Annotated in this window: 19 protein-coding genes and 1 pseudogene; 19 read left to right on the top strand and 1 reads right to left on the bottom strand. The window is 46.3% G+C overall.

The genetic code is table 11. From position 1 onward, the window contains the following. The first annotated feature begins 1 nt into the window (after window position 1). The 16 genes and pseudogenes from L6H65_RS13515 to L6H65_RS13445 all read left to right on the top strand — a co-directional run bounded on the left by L6H65_RS13515 (window position 2) and on the right by L6H65_RS13445 (window position 18877). Complete coding sequence (locus L6H65_RS13515) at window positions 2-1132, top strand: copper amine oxidase N-terminal domain-containing protein (protein WP_236343069.1); 1131 nt, start codon at window positions 2-4, stop codon at window positions 1130-1132. Next, a complete protein-coding gene (locus tag L6H65_RS13510; RefSeq protein WP_236343068.1) occupies window positions 1129-4983 on the top strand; it encodes a DUF5704 domain-containing protein in 3855 nt (1284 codons plus the stop codon). Before L6H65_RS13515 ends, L6H65_RS13510 begins: the two co-directional genes overlap by 4 nt. A 78-nt stretch (window positions 4984-5061) precedes the next feature. Then, window positions 5062-5487, top strand: a complete 426-nt coding sequence (locus L6H65_RS13505; RefSeq protein WP_290370424.1) for an S-layer homology domain-containing protein — start codon at window positions 5062-5064, stop codon at window positions 5485-5487. 170 nt (window positions 5488-5657) lie between these two features. Beyond that, complete coding sequence (locus tag L6H65_RS13500) at window positions 5658-12206, top strand: S-layer homology domain-containing protein (protein ID WP_236343066.1); 6549 nt, start codon at window positions 5658-5660, stop codon at window positions 12204-12206. 15 nt (window positions 12207-12221) lie between these two features. Beyond that, window positions 12222-12593 (top strand): YacL family protein, encoded by a 372-nt coding sequence (locus L6H65_RS13495; RefSeq protein ID WP_236343065.1) that lies wholly within the window; start codon window positions 12222-12224, stop codon window positions 12591-12593. 315 nt (window positions 12594-12908) lie between these two features. Then, on the top strand, window positions 12909-13316 hold the full coding sequence (locus L6H65_RS13490; protein WP_236343064.1) for a hypothetical protein: 408 nt from the start codon (window positions 12909-12911) through the stop codon (window positions 13314-13316). 47 nt (window positions 13317-13363) lie between these two features. After that, window positions 13364-14299 carry a polymorphic toxin-type HINT domain-containing protein gene (locus L6H65_RS13485; RefSeq protein WP_236343063.1) on the top strand — a complete coding sequence of 312 codons (936 nt, stop codon included), beginning with the start codon at window positions 13364-13366 and terminating at the stop codon, window positions 14297-14299. 20 nt (window positions 14300-14319) lie between these two features. Further along, window positions 14320-15012 (top strand): hypothetical protein, encoded by a 693-nt coding sequence (locus L6H65_RS13480; RefSeq protein ID WP_236343062.1) that lies wholly within the window; start codon window positions 14320-14322, stop codon window positions 15010-15012. A 339-nt stretch (window positions 15013-15351) separates the two neighbouring features. Beyond that, window positions 15352-15879, top strand: a complete 528-nt coding sequence (locus L6H65_RS26705) for a polymorphic toxin-type HINT domain-containing protein (RefSeq protein ID WP_307728343.1) — start codon at window positions 15352-15354, stop codon at window positions 15877-15879. After that, window positions 15842-16174 carry a hypothetical protein gene (locus L6H65_RS13470; RefSeq protein WP_236343061.1) on the top strand — a complete coding sequence of 111 codons (333 nt, stop codon included), beginning with the start codon at window positions 15842-15844 and terminating at the stop codon, window positions 16172-16174. The genes L6H65_RS26705 and L6H65_RS13470 overlap by 38 nt, the downstream gene beginning before the upstream one ends. Window positions 16175-16193: 19 nt before the next feature. Beyond that, window positions 16194-16712 (top strand): hypothetical protein, encoded by a 519-nt coding sequence (locus L6H65_RS13465; RefSeq protein ID WP_236343060.1) that lies wholly within the window; start codon window positions 16194-16196, stop codon window positions 16710-16712. Between the two features lie 11 nt (window positions 16713-16723). Beyond that, window positions 16724-16936, top strand: a pseudogene (locus tag L6H65_RS13460) (baculoviral IAP repeat-containing protein); the annotation flags it as partial. Between the two features lie 95 nt (window positions 16937-17031). Beyond that, window positions 17032-17517, top strand: a complete 486-nt coding sequence (locus tag L6H65_RS13455; RefSeq protein WP_236343059.1) for a hypothetical protein — start codon at window positions 17032-17034, stop codon at window positions 17515-17517. A gap of 178 nt (window positions 17518-17695) precedes the next feature. Next, entirely contained in the window at window positions 17696-17821 is a 126-nt protein-coding gene (locus L6H65_RS26585) for a hypothetical protein (protein ID WP_290370422.1), read from the top strand. A 109-nt stretch (window positions 17822-17930) separates the two neighbouring features. Beyond that, window positions 17931-18401: a stalk domain-containing protein gene (locus L6H65_RS13450; protein ID WP_236343058.1), complete on the top strand. Its 471-nt coding sequence runs from the start codon at window positions 17931-17933 to the stop codon at window positions 18399-18401. Window positions 18402-18448: 47 nt separating this feature from the next. Continuing rightward, window positions 18449-18877, top strand: coding sequence for a hypothetical protein (locus L6H65_RS13445; protein WP_236343057.1), 429 nt, complete (start codon window positions 18449-18451; stop codon window positions 18875-18877). Between the two features lie 109 nt (window positions 18878-18986). Here L6H65_RS13445 and L6H65_RS13440 read toward each other — a convergent pair whose 3' ends face one another. Continuing rightward, a complete protein-coding gene (locus L6H65_RS13440; RefSeq protein ID WP_236343056.1) occupies window positions 18987-19739 on the bottom strand; it encodes a carbohydrate-binding protein in 753 nt (250 codons plus the stop codon). 370 nt (window positions 19740-20109) lie between these two features. On the opposite strand from L6H65_RS13440, the gene queF reads away from it, so the two are divergent. The 3 genes from queF to L6H65_RS13425 all read left to right on the top strand — a co-directional run bounded on the left by queF (window position 20110) and on the right by L6H65_RS13425 (window position 22553). Beyond that, window positions 20110-20607: a preQ(1) synthase gene (queF, locus tag L6H65_RS13435; protein ID WP_236343055.1), complete on the top strand. Its 498-nt coding sequence runs from the start codon at window positions 20110-20112 to the stop codon at window positions 20605-20607. Window positions 20608-20981: 374 nt separating this feature from the next. Further along, window positions 20982-21254: a hypothetical protein gene (locus L6H65_RS13430; protein ID WP_236343054.1), complete on the top strand. Its 273-nt coding sequence runs from the start codon at window positions 20982-20984 to the stop codon at window positions 21252-21254. 888 nt (window positions 21255-22142) lie between these two features. Continuing rightward, window positions 22143-22553 carry a hypothetical protein gene (locus tag L6H65_RS13425; protein WP_236343053.1) on the top strand — a complete coding sequence of 137 codons (411 nt, stop codon included), beginning with the start codon at window positions 22143-22145 and terminating at the stop codon, window positions 22551-22553. Window positions 22554-23213 lie beyond the last annotated feature (660 nt).

The raw sequence follows: 23213 nt of genomic DNA, 5'->3' as shown, positions 1-23213 counted from the left end.
CATGTTATTGCTTCGTAAGCGGTTATTGGCTGGGCTGGCAGCATTGCTGATAGCGCTGTCATCAGGTTCGATACCCGCAGCTGCTGATGTGCCGATCGGTGTAATCGTCAACGGGTTGAAGGTAGCATTTGCGGACGCGCAGCCTTATGTAGATATCAATAATCGGACGATGGTCCCGCTTCGTATTATTGTTCAGAAGCTTGGTGCAACGCTGCAGTGGCAGAGCAACGGCCGTATTGAGATCAAATATGGGCAGAGAAGCGTCGCTTTGCGGCTGAACAGCCTGCAAGCTGTAGTGAACGGCAAGCGAATAACGCTGGATACATCCGCTGTTCAAGTTGAAGGCAGAACGATGGTGCCTCTCCGCTTCATCAGCGAAGGGCTAGGCGCCAAGGTGAGGTGGGATAGTGAAGCTTATACGGTGCTTATTACGGATGAAGTCTTCGCCAAAAGCAGTCCGAATCTGGATGCCTGGGGGAGGCTAATACGCACGGAGCGGCTGCCCGGCAATACCGGTGAGTGGGCTTATGTGCTGGAGGATGTATCCAACAGCGCTTATATTATGGGTTACCGCAAACAGATTAATCCCGCTAGTCCGCGTATGCCAGCCTCTGAGGCTTTTCAGAATCCAAACTTCAATCGGGAGAATCTTGATCAATGGGTTAAACGGATAAGAAATTACTATGACCTTGTCTTCTCTGTCGATTATCGTACGATAGATCCCTCCACTTGGGCGGAATCCTTCCGGCCCTATATGAATAGCAGCAGCCTCGACAGCATTACCCGCGTTCAGTATGCGGAATGGGTGCAGAATAATGGCATTCGCCTTGAGGGCTGGGCAGAGCCGGAGCCATCCATGACCTATATGCAGGATGGCAAATATATGATGCGGACGATGGTCAGATTCAGGGTTCTGGAAGCAGATGCTGATTATGGTACATTGCTGGATACCTTTCAGGCCTCCTACGAGGTGAAGCTGAAGATCGGAGTATGGTATCGGGGGTATGCGGATATTGTGCTTTCGACGAATGTATCAGGCGATCCTTGGCCCCATTATGGGGTCGAGCTGCATGATCATCTATTCTTCACGCCGGTAGGCAGCATTCAGGAGGAGGTCGGCGAGCAATTATGAGGCGACTGCAGAAGTTTGTTGTTGTTTGGGTCGTTATAGCGTTCATCTTAGCGATTCTGCCTTCACAGGCGGAAGCAAGGGTATCGATCAGCTTTCGTCCCAGCGGTGATCTGGAGTTCTCGATCGCTGAGACAGCGAGGACAACGAATGCTTTATATAAAGTGGCGGGCTGGGTTGTCCGCAAAGAGAGGCATTGTGGGGATTCTCGGCTGGAGATATGGGACCAGCAATGCAATCCCGTCTCAGGAGAGGGGCCGAAGGCAGTCTTCCGGACGTTCCAGACAGGTGACCCGGTTACGCTGAGGGGGAGAACGTATACTACGTATTCCGTCGCGAAGGCAGAGGTGGAGAAGCTGCTAATGAAGCAAGGCTTCACCAATGTGAAGGAGGGCGAAGAATTGTACTTCTCCGCCATCTTCAAGCTCTATCAGAAGGATGCGAGCGGCAAGCTGATCCCGATGAGCGGTGAGTATTTGACGCTGAAAGACGTTATGGGAGCACAGGAGTGGCAGGTGAAGAGCGGATTCCGCCAATATTACGACATTCCTGTCAAATTCACGAGCAAGAATCAGCTCTATATCGCCTACAAGGATAAGAAGGGTCAACAGCTGGCTCCGCCCAAGCTGCTTGGTGAATATCCCGCGGGCGCTTATCCTGGCCCGATTGTTCTGGATCGGGTGTTGAATCACAATGGAGCCGCGCTTGAATTGAGCAACTCATGGATTGAGCATAATGCACAGCCTGAGCCGCGCAAACGATGGTATGAGGTTGACGACTCCATAACGAAACGCAATATTACGGTCTCCTATGGGGGTACGACGGTCGTTGCGATCTATGATGCGGAAGGAGCAAGAGTAGACGCCAAGTTCGTCGATGACAGCGGGAAGCTGTTGAAGTCTGATCTATATATTGGAAATTATCGATCCGGACAGACAGCGGCGTATACGTATCCGCTGCAGATTGCTAGCGGGGGACATCTCTATGAGCTGGCCGGCAGTTATCATACTTCCCGAGCGGATACGAGCAGGCTTTACTTCGAACAATCCACCGGTGAAGCAATGAGCAAACGTCAGCTTGAGGTTGAACGTGGCGGTCATTATTTCTGGGGTGTGTATAAGAAGAGCGCGGAGCCTGCCATTACGGTGGATCTTTCCCTGCATATTCCGCATCATGTGGATAGCAATAAGACGAATGTCACGGGTACGCTGGAGGCTCTTATTAATACGAATACCGAATTGGATCGTTATGAGCTAATTGGACTGAATAATATATCACTTATCAATCCTTCACAGAAGAACGGCAGTCTGAACGGGAAGTCGCGAAGTCTGAGTCTGGCTGTTAATATTCCGATCAATAGCAGCAGTAACTCGGTAACCGCCAGCATTCGCGTATACAACAAAGAAGGCAAGCAAGCTGAGGATAGCATTGGTGAAACTATTCTGAAGCATGCCAGCGGGGGCTCCAGCTCGATGGACACCTCGCATAGAACAGTATTGGCTGCTTCTGACAGGGGCAGGGAAAAATTCAATGTGGCCAAGGGCATACCGGGCACAGAGAATTTGTATGCGAATGTAACGGAAGCGAAGAAATATTTGAGCGAATTCGGTTTTACGGGTGTAACTGGCATGAAGATCTATAACATTACTGTGAAGAAAAGCTACACCAAGTATTGGGAAGAGACTGATAATGTGTGGGGGACATGCGAGCTCAAGGATTCGAAGGGAAAGAAATACACGGAACCCTGTATTACCGGAACGACGACAAGAACCGTATACGATACTCCTTCTGTCGTCAGTAAGACATACGCTATCAAACGACCGTTCACTTACTATGTTGCAGATAAATTCGCGCTTTATGGTATCGACCATGCAAAGGTGAATAATGGATCGATCTATGGAGGAGGCGTCAGAATTGACCCGACAGGGTACACGCCGCCTACTGCGGATGTATGGCATGGCTCCTCCGAGGCAGAGCATCTTCAGGAAGCTCGGATAATCAGCAAAAGCGTTGATCTGGGCTCTACAAGCGTTCATAGAAGCAGTTGGTCGGGGACGGATTTCCATTCCGGCTTCGAAACCACGGCAGAGCAGCAGGTAGGCAAGGTGCTTGTACGCAATGACCGAATAATTGTGAACGGTACAACCGTCATGAGTGATGCTTGGATAGAAGAAAAAACGGCAGTGCCTGGGGCTATTCCTGAGCCAGGAATAATCGGCAATGATGTGCTGCACCGGCAGTCGATACAGATACCTGCCTCCACTAAGAATGATGTATATGGGTCAAGCGGATATTTGAATTACTCCTTGGTCGAGGGATTATTCAGCCCTGCGGCTCAAGTGAAGTTTCCATTGGGACCGAATCCAGTCACTGTGCATACACCAGTTGTGAATGATTCCGCGATTCCAGATACGAATCGGCCTTTCGACCAGCGAATGGGTTCGTTTCGAGATATGTCCAAGCCTGTGCTGGTGCTGGATCGGCCATTTACGTTGGAATTCGATGAAACGGCACTTCATTTGCCCATTCTTGGCTATGGCAATCGTGATTATAAGGCGTATACCTCGCAGAAAAGGGTGCAGTTCCCATTCGGTGTATATGATGAAAGGGGAACGAGCTTCTACCCTGCAAAGGAATGGATTGAAATTCCTGTCGGAGTACTCAAGGCGACCTTTAAGCTGCCGACCTGGGTGAATGAGGGTGACTATGAGGTGAGAACCCAGGCTTGGGCAATCAATGGGCTGCCGAGTGATGCTGCAGCTGTTTGCCAAGCTGAACTCAATGGCAATCGGTCGCTCTATTGTGCGGAGCGAATCATCGACATCGGTGTAACGGGACGGATTCACAGCTTCCAGATTACAGATATTGGAGATTTCCGATATGAGAATGTGTTCCGCACCACTCCAGGCTCCCTAGTGCATAGCGGCGCTGCCTATGTCTCGGGTAAGAAAGATCCGGACGGCAATCCGATCGCAGGGCGAGAGCATAAATGGGTACTGCCGGTTAGAAAGGGCTCACATCCGACCCAGACGGACACCGTTCCGCATAACGGATACCCTATTCTGTTCAATTTCAAGAGCATTGGCAATTACTGGGATAAAGGCGACGGGGTGCGGATTGAGCCGACCTTCTATTTTGTCTCGAAGGATGGGACGAAGCGGGAGCAAGTAGATCTGTTCTATGATGCCGCTGGAGAGAAGGATAAGATGATTCGGGTTGGTTCTAGCGAGGATCAGAAGCTGTATACCCGATCTTATGTTCTTCCCGCACCGGAGAGAAATCTTGATGAAGCTGTGCTGAAGACTGCGGCGCAATATGAGTATTATTGGATCATGAAACCAGCGGAGCGGACGCAGACTCCATGGAGCAGCTTCTATAAGGAATTCAATATCCGCAAGACGCCAATAGGCAAAGGCTACGGGATTGAGATTCTATCCTATAAAGCGAGAACGCTCGAAGGTGCTACTACTAATCTGCCTATCGGCATTGATGCCACGACAGCGCGTAGAAGTGTCCAGAAGTGGCATGGAGAATACAACATTCCGATTGCACCGTACATCCTTCCGAAAGGCACAGATATGAAGACGCTGCTGACCAAGTATAAAGGCGTGCTGACAGGCCGCGAGTCGGAGTTCCTTAATGGCGGATACATCATGGTGAACTTCGACATCAACATGGTCCGCAACAATGACGAGAATACAAGGGTGCTCGGCTATCAAACACCATTTACCAACATGTGGGCAATTGAAGGACTTGCGACAAGCTCGGGTCCGTTCACGTTTAAGAGCGGCGATATTATTCTGTTTGAATCAGATTACTCTGCCCGGAATGATTATGATGGGGCCGGTGGGTGAGGATGGAGCGGACCTTGGAAAGTATAGGCTTTGCAAGGTCCTTCTTTTATCGCAGTCATTTCAAATTAAGTAGTTGTCTTGTACGGGAAGGAGTCTGGTTTGGTGGAGGGTTACATGGATGGAACCTTCCAGCCAGATCAGCCGATCACTAGAGCGGAAGCACTCTCTGTTATCGATAGATTGGCCTCGTTATACGAGGAGGATAAGGCGTTTCATATTACCGCAGATAATATCGATTTCGAGGAGATAGCAATGAAGTCTACCGATCATCCGATTGTGTCGATCACATCTCCAACGGTTGGCAATAAGCATGCTATGAATAGCAATTCGCTCACGCTGAACAATTGCTTGTTACATCTGCTCCACCATCAAGCACGGTCTACAGAGCGGCAGATTTCGTTGAAATTTGGGGAACAGCATCCGACCTCGGGGAGCTCGTCGGATCACATACATGAATCAATCCGAAGAAACGCCGATAGAAAGCACTGCGGAAGGGCTAGCTGAATTGGGAAGCCTCTCTGCTTGAATTTGGGCGTTTCATCATCCCGGAAAACATTGAGCTGGAATTTTCAATGGAATCAGGTGTGACATCACAATAAGATCAACATAGAAGGACCTTGTTTCTTTTTGAATGGAAATAAATGAATATTGAACCATTAAAAGGAGGTAAAGTGATGAGGTTTCATCAAAGCTTAGTTTCGATTCTTATCCTTGCTCTGCTTGGAACACTGCTGCTTCCGCCTTATGCGGCCCGGGCAACGGGAACGCAGCCGGAAGAATTTGCAGATATTAAAGGGCACTGGGCGGAGAAAGAAGTGTTGAAGTCTAGAGAGCAAGGCGTCGCCAAGGGCTATCCGGACGGAATGTTCAGGCCGGGACAGAGCGTCAGCCGGGCGGAGTTTGTGACCTTCGTCAACCGGAGGCTCAATTTGAACCCGAGGGTGTATCTCACTTCTTTTGAAGACATCTACCCGGATGACTGGTACGCCAAAGATGTGGCGATTGGCCGAAAAGCTGGCTACATAGCGGGTTACAACGGACATTTCAGGCCGAAAGATCCGATCTCGCGGGAAGAAGCCGCTGTCGTGCTTGGCAATCTGCTTAAGCAGCGGCAGCCTGAGACAGGAAAAGAGAGCGGTACCGTGTTCAAGGACTCGGATCAATTTGCGGTCTGGTCCTCCGCCTCGATTGAGCAGGCTTCCCGGTACGGTCTGGTGGACGGGCTGCCTGATGGCACGTTCCAGCCCAAGCGGCCCATTACCCGGGCGGAGTCCATTGTCATTCTGGAGCGGCATGCCGAATTATTCAAACTCAAAAGCTCAGAAGAGATAGACGGGAATGTCTATCTCAATCCGGATGTGAGTCAGGATGCGCCTCTCTCGGAAGGGAAGCCGCTGCTTGCGATTACTTCCCCTTCAGCCGGATTGCACGCATTTACACCGGATAAGCAGATCACCTTGGGTGGATTTGCACAGGCAAGAACGATCAAGTCGATTACATATACGACGGATGACGGACGAAGCGGTTCGGCCTCGGGCGGAGAGCAGTGGGAGATTCCCGGCCTGATGTTGGACAACGAGGAGACTGTCGTCACCGTTACGCTAACTGATGAGGAAAACCGTACCATCAGCGACACGATGACTCTCATTCGGGATATGGCGGCTCCGGTGCTTTCGCTTTCCCCGGTTCATGCCGGTGATACCATCGAAACCTCGGATCCGGATATCGAGATCAGCGGGACGGCATCCGATAACGATGAAATCAAGCTCATCCGTTACAAGGTCAAGTATGAAGACCGGGAGGAGCTAGGTGAAGCGTTCGGCACTGTTCAATGGGCGGCGGTTATCCCGCTGGCATTCGGCAAAAATGAGATCGAGATCACTGGGGTTGACCGAGCAGGCAACTCGACATCGAAGAAGCTGCAAGTCGTCCGCAATCATCAGGCTGCCTTTCAGCAAGCGCTGCAGGCGGATAAAGAGGTTGTCTTTGCGGGCGGGCCGACAGAAGTGCGGTTCACCATTCCGGTTCAAGCCGGAGACAACAGTCCGGAAGTGAAGCTGGTCCAGGTTCTGGAAGACGGCAGTATGCGAACCATCGCCATGATGAACGACAACGGCAGCCTGTATCACGGGGATGATCTGGATGCCGACGGGGTCTTTAGCGCCAGGGCAACGCTGGATGCAGGAGCGGCAGGGCGGTTGGTGTATAAGGCCGTCGTGGATACCGGCAGCGGGAAAACACTCAGCGGCGAACGGCCAATCATGGTCGTGAACAAGTCCACCGGCCAAGAACATGAAGCGTTCGTGGAGTTGGGTGAACAGGCGCGCGTGCAGTGGGAAGCGCTCTCCTCTACTTCAAGCTCAGGCGAAGAGGAGAAGGCTTCGCTTGTGGCCTGGCTGAAGGCCCGTCCGGATATTGCGGATGCCGGCCTGTCTGCGGGCGGAGGCAGTATCTGGTATGTCGACCGCCAAGGGTTCAAGGGGGCACTGCTAACCCGTGCACCAGATGTGAAAGGGGCCGGACAAGCCTCGGCTGCTTCTGCGGCTGCAGGCACAGCGACGGGTACGATGAGCGCCCCGGTTCTGGCTGCTTCAACGAATCCGCCCTCTGCGCAAGTGACGATCAACAGCGCTAACGTGCTGATCGCATCTCCATTTGCAAGTAAAGGACTGACAGCGGCAGCCTATGACGAGATTACGGATGCTTTCAAAGGCTCGCTCGGATATTACGTAAACCGGCTGAAGGATGAAGCGGTGACGGTCGAGACGTTCAAGAAGCTGGGCCAATATGGTGTCATTATTCTGGATACCCATGGCGAGCTTCTCGATACACTGGACAACGGGATTCAGGTGTTTCTGACCGGCCAGAAAGTAACAGCCGCCAATATAGCGGCTTACGAAGCAGATATGAAAAGCGGCAAGCTGATCGAGATGAACGGCTACTACGGGATTACACCGGCCTTCATCAACGCATATAACCGTTCGCTGCCGGGCAGCATCGTGTTCAACGGAAGCTGTCTCAGCAGCCTGAGCGAGTCGGGATTTTCCCAAGCCTTCCTGGATCTCGGAGCGAAAACTTACCTGGGCTACGAGGATGCAATTGAGGTCAAGTACGATCAGAAGCTTGCCAAATCGCTGTTCCTTCCATGGATCAAAGAGAGGCAGACGATCGGCAAGGCGTATGACAGCGTCCGGTCGGGCTCCCTGCTGGGGAAAGAATCGCTGAAGCTGAGCGGATCCGGGGAAGTCGTCTTGCGGACCGAACTTTCCAACACGTCGTTCGAGGAGGAAGATTTGGCCGATTGGATAACGGAGGGGGATGTGCGAATCCTCTCCAAGCTGGGTCCGATCGCCCCTTCCCGCGGCAAAAAGATGGCGCTGCTGAGCACGGGATTGGGATCGGTCGACCATACGGACAGCGCGATGGAGCGTGTCGTGACGATACCAAGCGGGGCGAAATCGATCCTCTTTGATTACAATGTCGTTTCCGAAGAACCGATGGAATGGCTGGATACCCATTATGACGACGAGTTTCAAGCGGTGCTGGAAACGGCTGACGGACAAAAGAAGGTGTTGAAGAAAACAACAGTCAGCGCAGTGGCGGACTGGGAAGCGGTGCCCGCCGTCAATCTGGACGGAGGGGACGATACGGCCTACCAGAGTGGGTGGAGCACGGCGAATGTCGACGTTTCCGGTTATGCAGACCGCGGACCGCTGCAGATTCGCTATAAGGTGTGGGACCGGGGAGATACGGATTACGATACCGTCGTCTTGCTGGATAACATCCAGATTTCATATTTGGCAGCTGTCGATCCTACGGATGGCGATGAGGACGGCTTGCCGGACGAGTGGGAGAAGAAAGGCATCCGGATCGGCTACAATGGTGAATACCGGTATACGGTCAAGACGAACCCGAATCGAAAGGATACAGACGGAGACGGCCTGAACGATGGCGCAGAACTGTTGTACCTGCAGGTGTATCAGGCGGAGGACGGCGGGTTCTTCGAAGTGATCGACCACCCGGCCTCGGATGCGGTCAGTCTATTCGCGCGGGATATCTATGCGGATCTGGGCAGTATCTTGGATCTGAAGGCCACAACGATTGCGGGCTACAAAGCGAACATCGTGAAAGCGGAGCAGTACAAGATGGAACTGCTGGCTTACTCCAACCGCATCATGAACAACTATTACGACCTGAGGAGTGAAGACCGAAGAGCTTTTCTCACCTATTTGGAGGAGATCCGCGCCTTTGTGGATGGCTTGAATCAGGTGATTGCCAGCTATGCGGAGTCGATCTTGTCTTCGACCGATGAGGAAGCGAAGCTGTGGCTGATCGAATCCAACATCAGCCTGTTCGACAGCGAGTTCGGAGAAGGCATCGTCGCCAATCCGCTACTGGTGAACCGGAAGATCGGGATCGAGCGTTATGTGGATACGAAAGTGTATAACGACGAAGGGCCTGTGGGAGAAGGCTTTGATCCCTATACGCTGATGACGCTGCCGAGCGAGCAGTTGAGAGAAACATATGCCGCCTATGTAAAGCAGCTTCCGATTACGCCTTACGAGAGCTATGAATATGTCATGAATGAGCCGGCCTTTGATCAATTGATCGGATACATGGATGGCTGGTGGAGATACAGCGGATCGAAGGTTGAGCGGGATAAAGCGGCCCAGTACACGCTAGCCATCGGCGCTGTGCTGCTGCGGAACAATCCGTGCAGCTATATCCCGAATGGCTGTGGAGAGGGAACAGCCGTCTTCGAGACCTTCTACGACCGCTACTTCTATATCCAGTACAAGGATAAGAAGGGCCGTATCACGCATTATGTCGTGGAGCCGGATCTTGGCATTCTGCCCAAGCAGGCCAGCAAGCCTGCGCATGTCACCTACACGTTGATCGAACCGGAAACAGGCCGCGTCTCCTACATCGGTCGAACAGCGAATCCGGCAGAGAAGGCCGAAGCCATCCGAAGCCATGCCAAGTTTTTGGGGCTGGAATGGAAGGAGCTTTACCGGGGACCCGATTACAATCGGGCAAGGGCAGCGGAGCAGGCGGAGATTGACAAGTACAAGACAGCCAAGGTGAAGCCGAAGCTGCTCATCGGTGTGCGGCAGATGACGGAGAAAAACCAGAACATCGCCAAGCAATTGCAAAGCATCCGGGAAGATCTGCTGCTGAAGAAGCTGACAGGGGAAGAAGAAATCAAGAAGGCGGAAGGCTACGCGACCAAGCGGGGGTTATTCAATCGGATTGGCCAGCAGCCGTCCAAGAAGGGATGGGTCTGGCATTTCATCATCCCGGAAGACATCGCATTGGAATCCAAAATCAAAGCGACACAGATATATAACACGTACAATGTTGTCGCATTGCCGGAAATCATCCATAACAAAGTGAAGGCCCATTTCAATTCGTCAGATTATCGAGAGATTCCAGTTAAGTCCAATCTGAAAGGAATGAATTATGCGGAAAAGAAAACGTACGGGAAGAAGGCTATTCAATCGTACGGTACGTTGATCGAGACGCATACCCCATGGACCGGCTGGGAGTTTGTATTAGACGGAGCAGCGGAACTGGAGCAAATGATCGCAGAGAAAAACGAGGCGAACAAGGAAAGCCAGATCCGGGAGATGCAGAAGCTGCTGAAAGACAATTATGGCCTGTACAAGGGAGAAGTCACAGGGAAATACAACATCGGCTTCTTGTATGCCATCGTGCTCTTTCAAAACATGGCGACCCATGAGCTGAAATATGCGCTGGATACGAACGGCTCCTGTCTCGTTTTTAACTGGTTTTGTTCGAAAAAGATCAGCTATAAGGTAGACGGGAATATAACGGAGGACTGGATTAACTACGCGAGGAACGGCATGGTGCAACTGCACTTCAAAGACTTGCTTAAAGCGGTGTACAGCGGAAAAGATCCGACCCCGGGACTTCTGCGGGCGCAGACGATCGTCGGAGTAGGAGAAGGATTGGCATTGCAGGTCATGGAAGATGGCGTGGAGGTGTTGATGGCCGTCTGGTCGCTCAATATTTTCAATGTGAATGAGAAGATCGAACAAATCAAGGCATTGACGGATGCGATCCAGCAAAATGGCATAAGCGGCGTGCTCGGTGACATGTGGAAGCAGGTGGAGCAGGAATATGTGGATGCCTTCACCTATATTCGGGATCATTCCAAAGCGATATGGAATCATACGGCCAGCTACAGCGAAGCTGTGAAATATGGCAGGAGCCTGGCGAAAGCCATCCAGGTTGTCATTGCCGTCTTCAGTATTGTGGGAGGGGCAGTGAAATTAGGCGCCAAGACCGTCAGTCTGATCAAATCGGCAGCCGATGATTTGAAGTTTAGTCCGAACGCGTTGGATCGGGTATACAAGGGAGGAAAAAATCCATGTAACTGCTTCACGGCAGGTACCAAGGTGCTGACAGACGAAGGGGAGAAACCGATTGAGGATATTGTGGTCGGGGATAAGGTTCTTTCGAGGAATGAGGAGACGGGAGAGCAGGCGTACAAGGAAGTTACGCATCTGTATCGAAATAATAAGGAAATCATCTATGAACTGACTGTAGGCGATCAAGTCATAGAGACAACTGATAACCATCCGTTCTGGGTTGAAGGGAAAGGTTGGGTACTCGCGGTTGACTTGCAGGTGGGGGATAAGCTACAGCAGAGTAATGGAAACACCTTGACGATTGACAGCATTAAGATTGTTAAACATGATGAACTGGTTAGGGTATACAACTTTTCTGTTGCTAATTTCCATACCTACTTTGTGAGTGATCTGGGGATTTGGGTTCATAATATTGGAAAATGTGATTGGTCGGTAATAGCAAAGTATTTTACACCTAACGCTAAGAAACACATTTTGGAGGGTGAAATTAATTCAAAGGGGAAGGCAGTTGGTTGGCATCACGAACTAAGTTCATCAATAGGGAAAATTGTAAATATTACTGTGAAACCTAATAAACAAGGGGTTTATGCTGCACAGGTGAAGATTAACGGTGTTCTAAAGGATGCGGAATCAACTTTCTTTCCAAAACACTGGTCTTCAGACGAAGTAATGCAAGCCATATATGAGGTTTATGAAAATGCAAAACCATCACTAAAAAAGGATGGCACGGAGTTTGTGAGGAAGTGGGAGGGGACCCACTCAAGCGGTATTAAAATTCAAATGTGGCTTGATAGTGAAGGAAGGGTTGAAACTGCCTTTCCAATATTGTAGCAGGGGGATTTGCTTATGAAATACAAGTATGAAATTGCTAGTGCAGATGATGGTCGTCCAGTAATTAAGTTGCAGAAAGAGCTATGTATCCTAGAACAATTTTTGGAATCAGAAATAATTAGTCAATATAGCGGAAAGACAGTAATCGCTAAGTTAGACGAAGTTATTAGTCAAAAGGAAAATCAATTATTATGGTGGGGGAACATATATGCATTAGATGTGAAAAAGGGGATTACAAGGGTATTTAATCATTACTTAGATGATGATGTTGAGAAGGGTGTTCAAGTAGATGAAGAATACGAATCATTTATCGAGTCAGTCGAGTTAAGAGATTTATTGTATGTATGGGTAGATGAAATAGATAAATATCGAACATTCCATAGTTAATTGTCATATCCATTGGGACCTCGAGGGCGGCAATCCTCGAGGTCTTTCTTTACCCCCACCCGTTGCCGAATGAATCGGGCGGCACGTCCTGAAAGAACTTCATCCTCATCATTCCTATATGAAAATAATTTCGTTAGTACGCACATCATAAAGGACGAAATCGGCATTTACGAAGGGCAGATCACAGGGAGCTAAAACCTGAAATTCTTAGTAGCGATGTACACGTTTCAACAGGCGACATTTTCCTAAGACCTCAAAGGCATTCTTGACCTAGCTGGACAGAAAGCAAAGCAAGGGAAAGGCTTCGCACTAATTTTGAATGGCATTATAACGGATGACTGGATTACGTATGCGAACCTAAGTACAACGAAGAAGAGAATTAAGGAAAACTTTACGATTAAGAAGCTTGCGACGTGGAAAATGGTCGCGGCAGTAGGAGAAGGAATCATCAATCAATTGGTCGATGAAGGCGTCGGTATAGTAACGTCATTGTGGTTGATGTTTGATATGATTCCGCAGATGATAGAGCTTGCCGAGCTGATCAAGGAACAAGGCGTGGATGCGCTTCTTGACAGTATAAAAGAGCAATTACTTGATGAGTACGTCAAGCCGTTCGAAGAAATCGCGAAGAACTTCAAAAAAATAAGCAGCAGGGAAGTAACCTACGAACCAAGAAATTCGGAAGAAACCTCACGAGAGCGGTTCTCGTCATCCTGTCCGTAGCGACAGTAGCTGCAGCTGTAGTTAAACTAGGTAAGAAGATCCCGAAGATGATCACAGGCGCAGTAGATAAGATGAAGAAAATCGGCGAGACGACGCCAAATGTGTATAAGGACAAGGATGCACTTCCGTGCAACTGCTTCACCGTAGGAACGAAGGTGCTGACAGACGAAGGGGAGAAACCGATTGAGGAGATTGAGGTCGGGGATCGGGTCCTTTCGAGGAATGAGGAGACTGGGGAGCAAGCTTATAAAGAAGTCGTACAGCTATTCCAGAAGACCTCTGAATCTATTTATATCATTCGATTGGATGAGCAAATAGTCGAAGCGACAGGAAATCATCCGTTCTGGGTTGAAGGTAAAGAGTGGGTAGACGCAGAAAATTTAGAAGTTGGGGATGTGCTCCTACTAAGTAATGGAGAATCCATTGCAATTGAGGATATCACCATAGAAGGTCGACAAGAAGTGGTGTACAACTTCGAGGTTGAGGATTTCCATACGTACTTTGTAAGTGACCTTGGGGTTTGGGTTCATAATGAGACATGTTTTAGTCCAGGGAAATATGATAAGGAAACCCCTTCAGGCCTCAAATACAAGATAATTATAGGGAATTTAGGACAACTACTAGAGGTTTCCGCGAAAATTGAAAAGAAACATCTTGATAAGGGGACGGATACTAATGAGTCATCAAGGAAATTCGCTAGATCTCTTGGGAAACCGAATGATGATGCAGGTCATGCTATAGGTAAGAAATTAGGTGGGCTTGGGGGCTCAACCTCAGGGAATATATTCCCACAGAACCTAAGTGTTAACCGAGGCGACTATAGGGAGCTAGAAAAGAGAATCGCTAAGGAAGTTAGCAATGACAAGGAGGTCAACGTAAAAATAAGATTTGATTACGATGAGGGTTCAACAAGACCAAAGAAAATTATTTATGAAGTTATAATTGACGGTAAAAAAAGTGTAGAAGAATTCCCAAATCCATAAATATTCAGGAGGTTGCCTACATGATTAAAACATATGAAATTGAAGTTTCTGACGGTGCTCAGGCGCAGGATCGAGAAGAATCATTTATTGGGGGATTACCAATTATGCCAGAGGACGTTGCAATTCCAAATTGCTTATTATGTGGTGCGCAACAGACCTTTTTCTTTCAAATTTCATTTCCAGATGAGCATTTTTGGGAAGGTAAGACTATGGTGTTTTTTTCATGCACATCATGTGCTAAAAAGGGATACTTTATTCCGAAGATGTTGGAAGGTCAATTAAGAGATGCAGTAATACCTAAACTATTTCTTGATGACTATCAAATTAATTTTAGAACTATAATTTATGATACTTCAAGTGGATCGATGAGATATGATTACCAAGAAAAAATTAAGTATAGAAAAATTTTATTTAAAAAAATAGATGATCCTAATTTAAAGAAAAATAAGGTAGGCGGAAGTCCTAATTGGTTCTTGGAAGATGAGAGCCCAAGTACTTTAGATGACGGTACACCGATGTTCTTTTTAATGCAGTTTCTAGAGGAATATCGGTTTGAAATTATTCCGTCAGCTCCTGGTCAAGCAGTACTAGGGTTTGATAAGGAAGTAGAATATTCTGATAACAATTATTATGAACTTTTTTTAGGAAATAATATTTATTTTTTCGGTACTCACTACGGGCAACCGCAAGTTTACGTATTTACACAAATCTAGCCCATTAAGTTGCCGAATTGGAGTGAGTTTAACGCATGCGTCATTGGAAGTCTGTACCTGAGGTTGTAAGAATTATGGAGTAAGGAATATGAGTTTCAATAAACTAAAGTATTTTTTAGATACTTCGCTACTGAATTTAAACAAATAATCCTAGTTTCGACCTTGAGGGCGGCAATCCTTAAGGTCTTTCTTAATTTGCTTATACTCAGTGCCGAGTGAATCGGGCGGCATAGTCCAAACTATTTTTACTCTCACAGACCTATGTTGATTTATGCAGAATATAATTTACGCATGTACTCGTTAAGTGTTGAACTTGAACATTAGTTGGAATAATAACGGATGACTAAGAAACCTAACAGAGCCGCATTAATGATCCTATCCGTAGCGACGGTGGCTGCGGCTGTAGTCAAGCTAGGCAAGAAGATCCCGAAGATGATCACAGGCGCAGTAGATAAGATGAAGAAGAATGGCGAGACGACGCCAAATGTGTATAAGGACAAGGATGCACTTCCGTGCAACTGCTTCACCGCAGGAACGAAGGTGCTGACAGACGAAGGGGAGAAACCGATTGAGGAGATTGAGGTCGGGGACAAGGTTCTTTCGAGGAATGAGGAGACTGGGGAGCAAGCTTATAAAGAAGTTGTACAGCTATTCCAGAAAACATCGGAGTCCATTTATTCGATTCGTATCGGCGATCAAACTATCGAGGCGACAGGAAATCATCCATTCTGGGTCGAAGGGAAAGAGTGGGTGGATGCAGAATATCTGGAAGTCGGGGATGTACTACTTCAAAGCGATGGAAATCGTAACACGATTGATGAGATTACCATTGAAGAGTTTCGAATCAAAAAAATGGATATTTGGTAATGAAAATATTTTACTAGATAAATCTGGAATGAAGCATATGCTAGAGAGACATCATCCAGAATACTATAATGGTACAGTGCCAAAAGATCCTGCAATTCCACAGAGTTTCTTTGATAAATCCATGAACATTGATGACCTTGCGAAAGCTATTGAAGAAGTGTTAAAGCAGAATAGGGGGAAAATTATTGAGAAAGGAACAAAGTATTCATATCAAATTGAAGGTTCGTATGGTGGTTCAAACTATGTATTAGGGTTCAATAAAGGAAGAATTGGTCAATTTTATCCAAAACCCTAATAGTAAGAGAGGGATATAAATGTTCGAAATAATGAGTTATTTGCTTCATTCTGATTATAAGACTAAAGAATGGGAAGAAATTCGGATGAATCCAAATAAGTACTTTATACCAATAAACAATGAGCAAATATATGAAAAGTTTCAAGTTATAGATCCGTTTTATATCGAAGGAGCTATAGAAATAAGGTATTACGGTCAAGAAGTCATGGGGATAAAATATTGGGACTTAATTGATCAGCTTTGGAGTTATATGTTGAATTTGGTAGGTGAATATTTACAAAAAGGAATGTCAGAGTGCTATTTCCCGGATATGCCTGTTAAGTTATCGTTCACTTCTAAATCTAATGGATTAATTCAATTTCAAATAGCTGAAAATAAGTGGGTACTTCCAGAGAAGGAGTTTATTAATTGTTTAATAGAGGGATCATTATTCTTTTTTGAAAAAGCAAATGAGTTGATCGAGAATGTGGATTATACAAGTGATATTAAAAGAATCAACCAAATGAAACTATCTATAGTTAAATATTTTGATTATTAATCTCTGGGAGTATTCTAGAGGATTTACAAGAGCCTATTCAAATTGATTAAAAAACAGTCTTTGGCTTTTTCAGTAACGGAATGGGAGATCATGTAGCAATTGATTATTGTAATTGTGAGAATGATAATGCGACTCTCTGGTCAGCAAAAGATCAACCCGAATATAATATTAACTTTTGGGATGTCGTGGACGAATGGATTGTTATTGGATTTGAAAGTGAATAACTGAGCATTATCAATAATATATAATGTTGACTGACCTTGAGCGGCAATCCTCAAGGTCTTTTTTTTACCTACCAAGTGCCGAATGAATCGAGCGCTTGAAAAGACTAGTATGTGTACAACATGTTGCGAAACAAGACGGCAAGCTTCAGGATGAGATTTCAGCTGTAGACATGAATTTCTCCGGCATTAAGCCATTAAGAGCGCATATCAAAGAATTATCTACAAGCGAACAAAGAATGATTAGAAGAACAAAATTAGAGAAATACGGAAAGCTCTTGCACAGTACTTCACATATCATGTTCGTTCGTAATGAGGAATACGTGCCGACCGAACTTGATAAGATATATGACTACATGAATTATGCGAACAAACAAACGAAACAAGCGAATATAACCACAATACAAAAATATCTAAAGGACGAGATCGGCATTTACGAGGGCCAGATCACAGGGAGCTACAACCTGAAATTCTTAGTCGCGACGTACACGTTTCAACAGGCGGCATTTTCCCAAGACCCCAAAGGCATTCTTGACCTAGCTGGACAGAAAGCAAAGCAAGGGAAGGGCTTCACACTAATTTGAATGCAATCATAACGGATGACTGGATTACGTATGCGAACCTAAGTACAACGAAGAAGAGAATTAAGGATAACTTTACGATCAAGAAACTTGCGACTTGGAAGATGGTCGCGGCTGTAGGAGAAGGAATCATCAATCAATTGATAGATGAAGGCGTCAGTATAGTACGTCATTGTGGTCGATGTTTGATATGATTCCGCAGATGATAGAGCTGGCAGATCTGATCAAGGAACAAGGCGTGAATGCGCTTCTTGGCAGTATGAAAGAGCAATTGCTCGATGAGTATGTCAAGCCGTTCGAGAAATAGCGAACAACTTCAAAAAAATAACCAGTGCAACCTTTTTACAATATAAGGAGTTTATAAATGTGTGACTTGTTTTGAATCTAAATCTTTTCGAAAGGTGAGAGCTTTGACAATGAGAAGGATCATACTATCGCTGCAGTTGGCTGCCATTCTATGTTTTGCATTTAGTAGTGCAGCGCATGCAGGCGCTGTGGTGAAGAACGAACTAACGATTCATTCTTCTGTTCTTGGGGATCGAACATCTGTCGGCAAGATGATCAATAATCGCGCGCATGTCGATTTGATCGGGCTGTTGAACTGTCTGCCGTTTCTAGTGAATTCCAAAGGTGTTAGCTGGGAGCCAGGGACGAAAACGCTCTCGATATTCCCCGATCTTGGGGATGAGAGCAATCATTTGAAATTCCAGTCAGGCGAGACATATTTCATTGCCCAAGGCGAGAAGGTCGAGCTGGGCTCCAAGATTGTTCTGGTCGAAGGGAAAATGTATATTCCGCTGAAGGCGGTCGCTGATTATTATAAGCTCGCTATTGAATGGGATAAGAAGAGCAATACGGTTACGGTGATCGGGGTTGAAGAGCAGTAACTAGCTTTGCAGCAACTAACAAACGTGTTTTGAATAGGAGTGATAATATGCGTCATCGTGTAATACGAGTGTGGATGAGCATGCTTCTTATTATCGCGATTTCATGTCAGCCTGCCTTTGCTGCGAAAAAGTCGAGTGATGTGAAGGTCAAGGTAACGCTAGTAAGTGTAGAGCTAGTAGAGAACAATCATGTAGGCAATGAATGGGCTACAGAGGCAACCGTCAACGGCAAAATATTGGAAGATGGAGACAGTGAGAAATTCACATTGAAAGCAGGGGGGACGCTTAAACTTAAAGCAGTAGCAGAAGAGCAAGATAAGATACCGGATGTTGGGAAATCAGAGAAGTCGATCAAAGCTTCTTCTATTTCCGGAGCAAAAAAATATGAGCTAAAGGTAAAGGTAGTAGAGAATAGAGGGCGCTATTCCGGTAAAACAGCTCATTGGAAATTCACCTTCAAAGTCGAAAAAGCATAGTTATCGACTCATACTGCATACCTGGACGATAATACTCTTCCAAAGGATAGAAAACCTGCCAAGTTAGTCGCAACTCGGCAGGTTTTCTTGTGAAATTACAGCAGAATTATTATTTGATGACGGTATAATTACTGTTGAAGTTATTATCATAATAGGTTACTCCGCCTACTGTATAAGAGATATAGAATGAGATTTGAGTTACGCTGGGGCTAACGCTCGTGTTGAACTTCCATAATTCGAGGTTGTTCCCAATGGAAGAGTCATATGAGGCAGACAACGTTTGAGTCGTTGTCCAATTGTCCGTTGTATAAATAATATTGACGGACTTTGCGTAGGCGAGATTTTTGAGAACGATATCGCCTGAGAATCCTGTGCTGTACAAACCCCTGTACCAGCTAATAACGGCAGGTACACCTAACTCAAAGTGAGACGTTATTGTGGAGACTGTGTAATTGCTTCCACCATTGGTGTCCCAATAGGTTTGACCATTTACTTCATATTCAATGTAGAAGCTAACTACGTTTCCTAATCTAGGGGTTTCGAGCGAATAATCATGGGCATAAGTGGAGAACTCCCATATTTCGTGGTTAATATCTGATGCATGGCTGTAGCTGGCGTTTAATGTTTGCCAGGTAGTGCCGCCATCTGGCGTATAATGGACGGTAACTACTTTACTGTATCCTAAATTCTCAACCTCAATTTGGCCGCTAAATGATCTTGCGCTATGGCTGCCTGATACGTAATAGCTTGCATCGTACAATTTAACTTCGGGAGCAGTAGCTGAGACGATGGAAGAGAATCCAAATGACAATACAAGTGCAAATACGAGCATTGTTGCAGAAGCTTTTTTCATCAAACTCATAACAAATTCCTCCTTTTTTTGTATTACAACTCTATATTACATATTATTGTAAATTATGCATATAGATAGCAAGTCTCATCTATTGGATGGAAAGGATATATTCTTTTAGGAATTATTACCTATTTTCTGCTGGCGAGAACTCATTAGCAATTGTGGTACGTGATAAAAAACATTAGATGCACGGGTGTTTCACTTGTATCTCACTGGCAATGCTCCAGAAATGATACGGGACATCAACGCATAGCAGTTGAGAGGGTGTCGATTTCTGTCGCATGACTTTCCAAGTTGTTGCAATTGTGATGAAACCGTTAGACCGCTGCTCTTAATCATGGTATACTACGGGCGATTCTATGGAGGGGGAAATGCGCATATGTCAGGAAGACAAGAGGAAGAGCTCAATGGAATTACACATCTGGGCAATCAAGGCACCGCCTATTTGTTCCAATACAGTCCGTCCATTCTGGAAGCGTTCGACAACAAGCATCCGAATCGGGATTATTTCGTCAAGTTCAACTGTCCGGAGTTTACCAGCTTATGTCCGATTACGGGGCAGCCGGATTTTGCAACAATTTATATATCGTATATTCCGGATGTGCGAATGGTGGAGAGCAAGTCGCTTAAGCTGTACCTGTTCAGCTTCCGCAACCACGGAGACTTCCATGAGGACTGCATGAACATTATTATGAATGATCTGATTGCGTTAATGGAGCCTCGTTATATCGAGGTATGGGGGAAATTCACGCCGCGCGGAGGGATTTCCATCGATCCTTATTGCAACTGGGGTAGCCCAGGGACCAAATACGAGGAAATGGCGGCATATCGTCTCATGAATCATGACCTGTACCCGGAGAAGATCGACAATCGCTAGCAGCAGCAAAGCGAGGCTATAAAATGCAGCAATAGATTATTTACTAGATAGCTATGGGCTGTTCTATAAGGTGGATGCTCCTTCTACCTGCGGAATAGCCCTTCTTCTATGCAGATGTTAATTATCAAGCGGCTCCGAGAAATAGAAGATAAAGTACATGCTGGACCTGCTGTCCGGTCTCAAGCTGAAGACTTGCGGAGGTATACCTAAGGGTACCGAGACTTCCACTTGCCTTATCCCAAAGCGATGGTCATGGGTTTAGCGCAAGTTTACCATACTTGGATTAGTGAATGTTTTCAACATGCGTTCCGCATCGCAGATCGATTTAATGTTCACGGTTATGTGATCGAAAGTGTACGGAAGTACGGAAATCCGTGCAGAACACTTTATCTCCGCGGGCGAAAGCGCATTTAAAGGCCAACCATCGCTTGCTGAACCCGCCTGCGGAATCTTTGGGTGAGGAAAGTAGAAAATGGTTGGAATTGCTGCTGAACTATACCCCCGCTGCTTCGCAGCGTATAGGAATGGAAAGAGCATTTACGGCATGGTATGACTGCTCGCCCAACTATTTCATTGCCAACAGGGATTTGAGAGGTGTTTTGGGCAGAGCCATCGAATCGGTCATCCTGCCGTTCGAAGCACTCTGAAAACGATATGGAATTGGAAGGATGGAATTGTGAACTACCATCAATGCCGATGGAATGAACGCGACCGTAGAAGACCGCCATAATCGCATTAAAGCCTTTCAGCGCCGTCGTTACATTCACGCTAAACCGCAGTCGCTATAATGTTTCTTATCGAGTGTAACCGCAATCGGATGCCTGGCTAACAGTCAAGCACTGATTTTTAGATTGAACCTCTTTTGTATGGGATTGCTTCAGGTAGTTCAGTATTTCTCCTTCTTCAAGAAGAAAGGCGATTACCTTTCTATGGCCTGAATCCGTGATAATGCTCTTTATTAAGTAAGGAAATCAAAGGGAATTGCATCTCGGATGGTAAATTTTAAAAGATAATGCCCTATTTCTACTTTCACCTGTGAGGTGTTGAATATGAAATTCTAATTAACCTAATATAAGTAATTTTTGTTAACTACGCATGCAGGCCTGGTTTCAGTCGGCGACTTGCTTACCCATACACAGTTGCCACAACGCCTCAACGATCTGTCGTGAAAGGAATGGAGCACCCTCTTCATAGCAACGATGATGAAATAAAAAGCTATCTTGGACTGCTCTGCCAAGGTAAAAGCGACTTCGATCATATTGAACTATTTTGGAAGAATCCGGTGTTTCAGACTTGCTTGGGACTGCGAAAAGTGCCCTCCAGCCCTACTGCAGCTGTCCAAACGATCGATTGCAATTGGAGTGAGACCTTGCTTCAGAAATCTGCTGACCTTATTCGAAAGGTAAAGGCTCCCGTCACGGGACACGAATCCGGTGAACAAGTTGTTATCTCTCTTGACATTGATGTCTCTCCATTTTACAACTTAGGCACCAAAAAAGAGGGCGTTTCCTTAACGTATAAAGGAACTCTCGGCTATGCCGAAAGAAACATGGCTGCGCATCGCTGAAGAGAAAAGAATGGCCTGTGAGCAGCGCGAAGGCAAGACGGAGTATGTTGGGGCTCTTGAATTTCCTGAAAAAGGAATTGACCGTCCGCTGCGCCAAGTGTTCCATGTCATCGTACGGAACATTGATCGTGAAGGCCAACTGCTCTTGTTTCCAGAGATTGAAGTCGGTGTCTATTGGACGTCGTTAACTTGTGCGCCATGGCGAGTGATTACGTTGTATCGCGATCATGCAAGCAAACAATTTCATAGTGAACTCAAGACCGATTTGACTTGGAACGTCTACCTGCCGGGACGTTTGATACGAGCAATCTTGTTCTGCATGCCGCTCTATTTGCGTAGAATATGCTCCGGATTATGGGCCAGGAGAGCTTGCGTGTAGACGACACGCAAGTTCGCGGAAACGTAAAACGCCGTGGCATTTGCACGGTCATTCAAACGCCATGCACGACAGACCTCATCTTTAATTTTGGATGGCACAGTCCATAGTTTAACACTGCACGGCGCATCTATCTTGCATTCGTCTAGCATGGAGCGCCAATTCGCATGAACTCACCAGATACCCCCTGTCAAGATCAAAAACAGCAGGGGTTGTTTGCTATGCAATCGGTTGACCCGATTATTAGCAATCAAATGGAAAGAGACAATTGAAATAATTAAAAAGCCGAATCTTCAATGCATATTGCCCATTAAATAGATAGGCTGGAAATCAAGGATGCTAGACCATCACGGATTCAGGCATGATCAAAAAGACTGATTTCTGAAAGATATCAAAATAATTTATATTTATGTTTATAATTCCCCTTTTCATAGTGGTTGGGGAGTCGCTATCGAGTGAAAAAGTGAGCCGAGAGAATATTTTTGTATAAGAACTCAATCGAAAAGTCAGGAGTATAACTCCATATATCAAATTCCTTTTCTACCACCTTTTATTCAAATGTTGTAATTGAATGTTAAATATGGTAATCTGAATATTGTAAATCATATAAAAAATAAATATTTAGTTTTTTAAAAAAATCAACAAAAATAAATCTCTTTTAGT

Source organism: Paenibacillus plantiphilus, assembly GCF_927798095.1.
In the GTDB taxonomy this organism is placed as follows: domain Bacteria; phylum Bacillota; class Bacilli; order Paenibacillales; family Paenibacillaceae; genus Paenibacillus_Z; species Paenibacillus_Z plantiphilus.
Note: the sequence above shows the minus strand (reverse complement) of the source record. Positions and strands in the feature narration are given on the sequence as shown.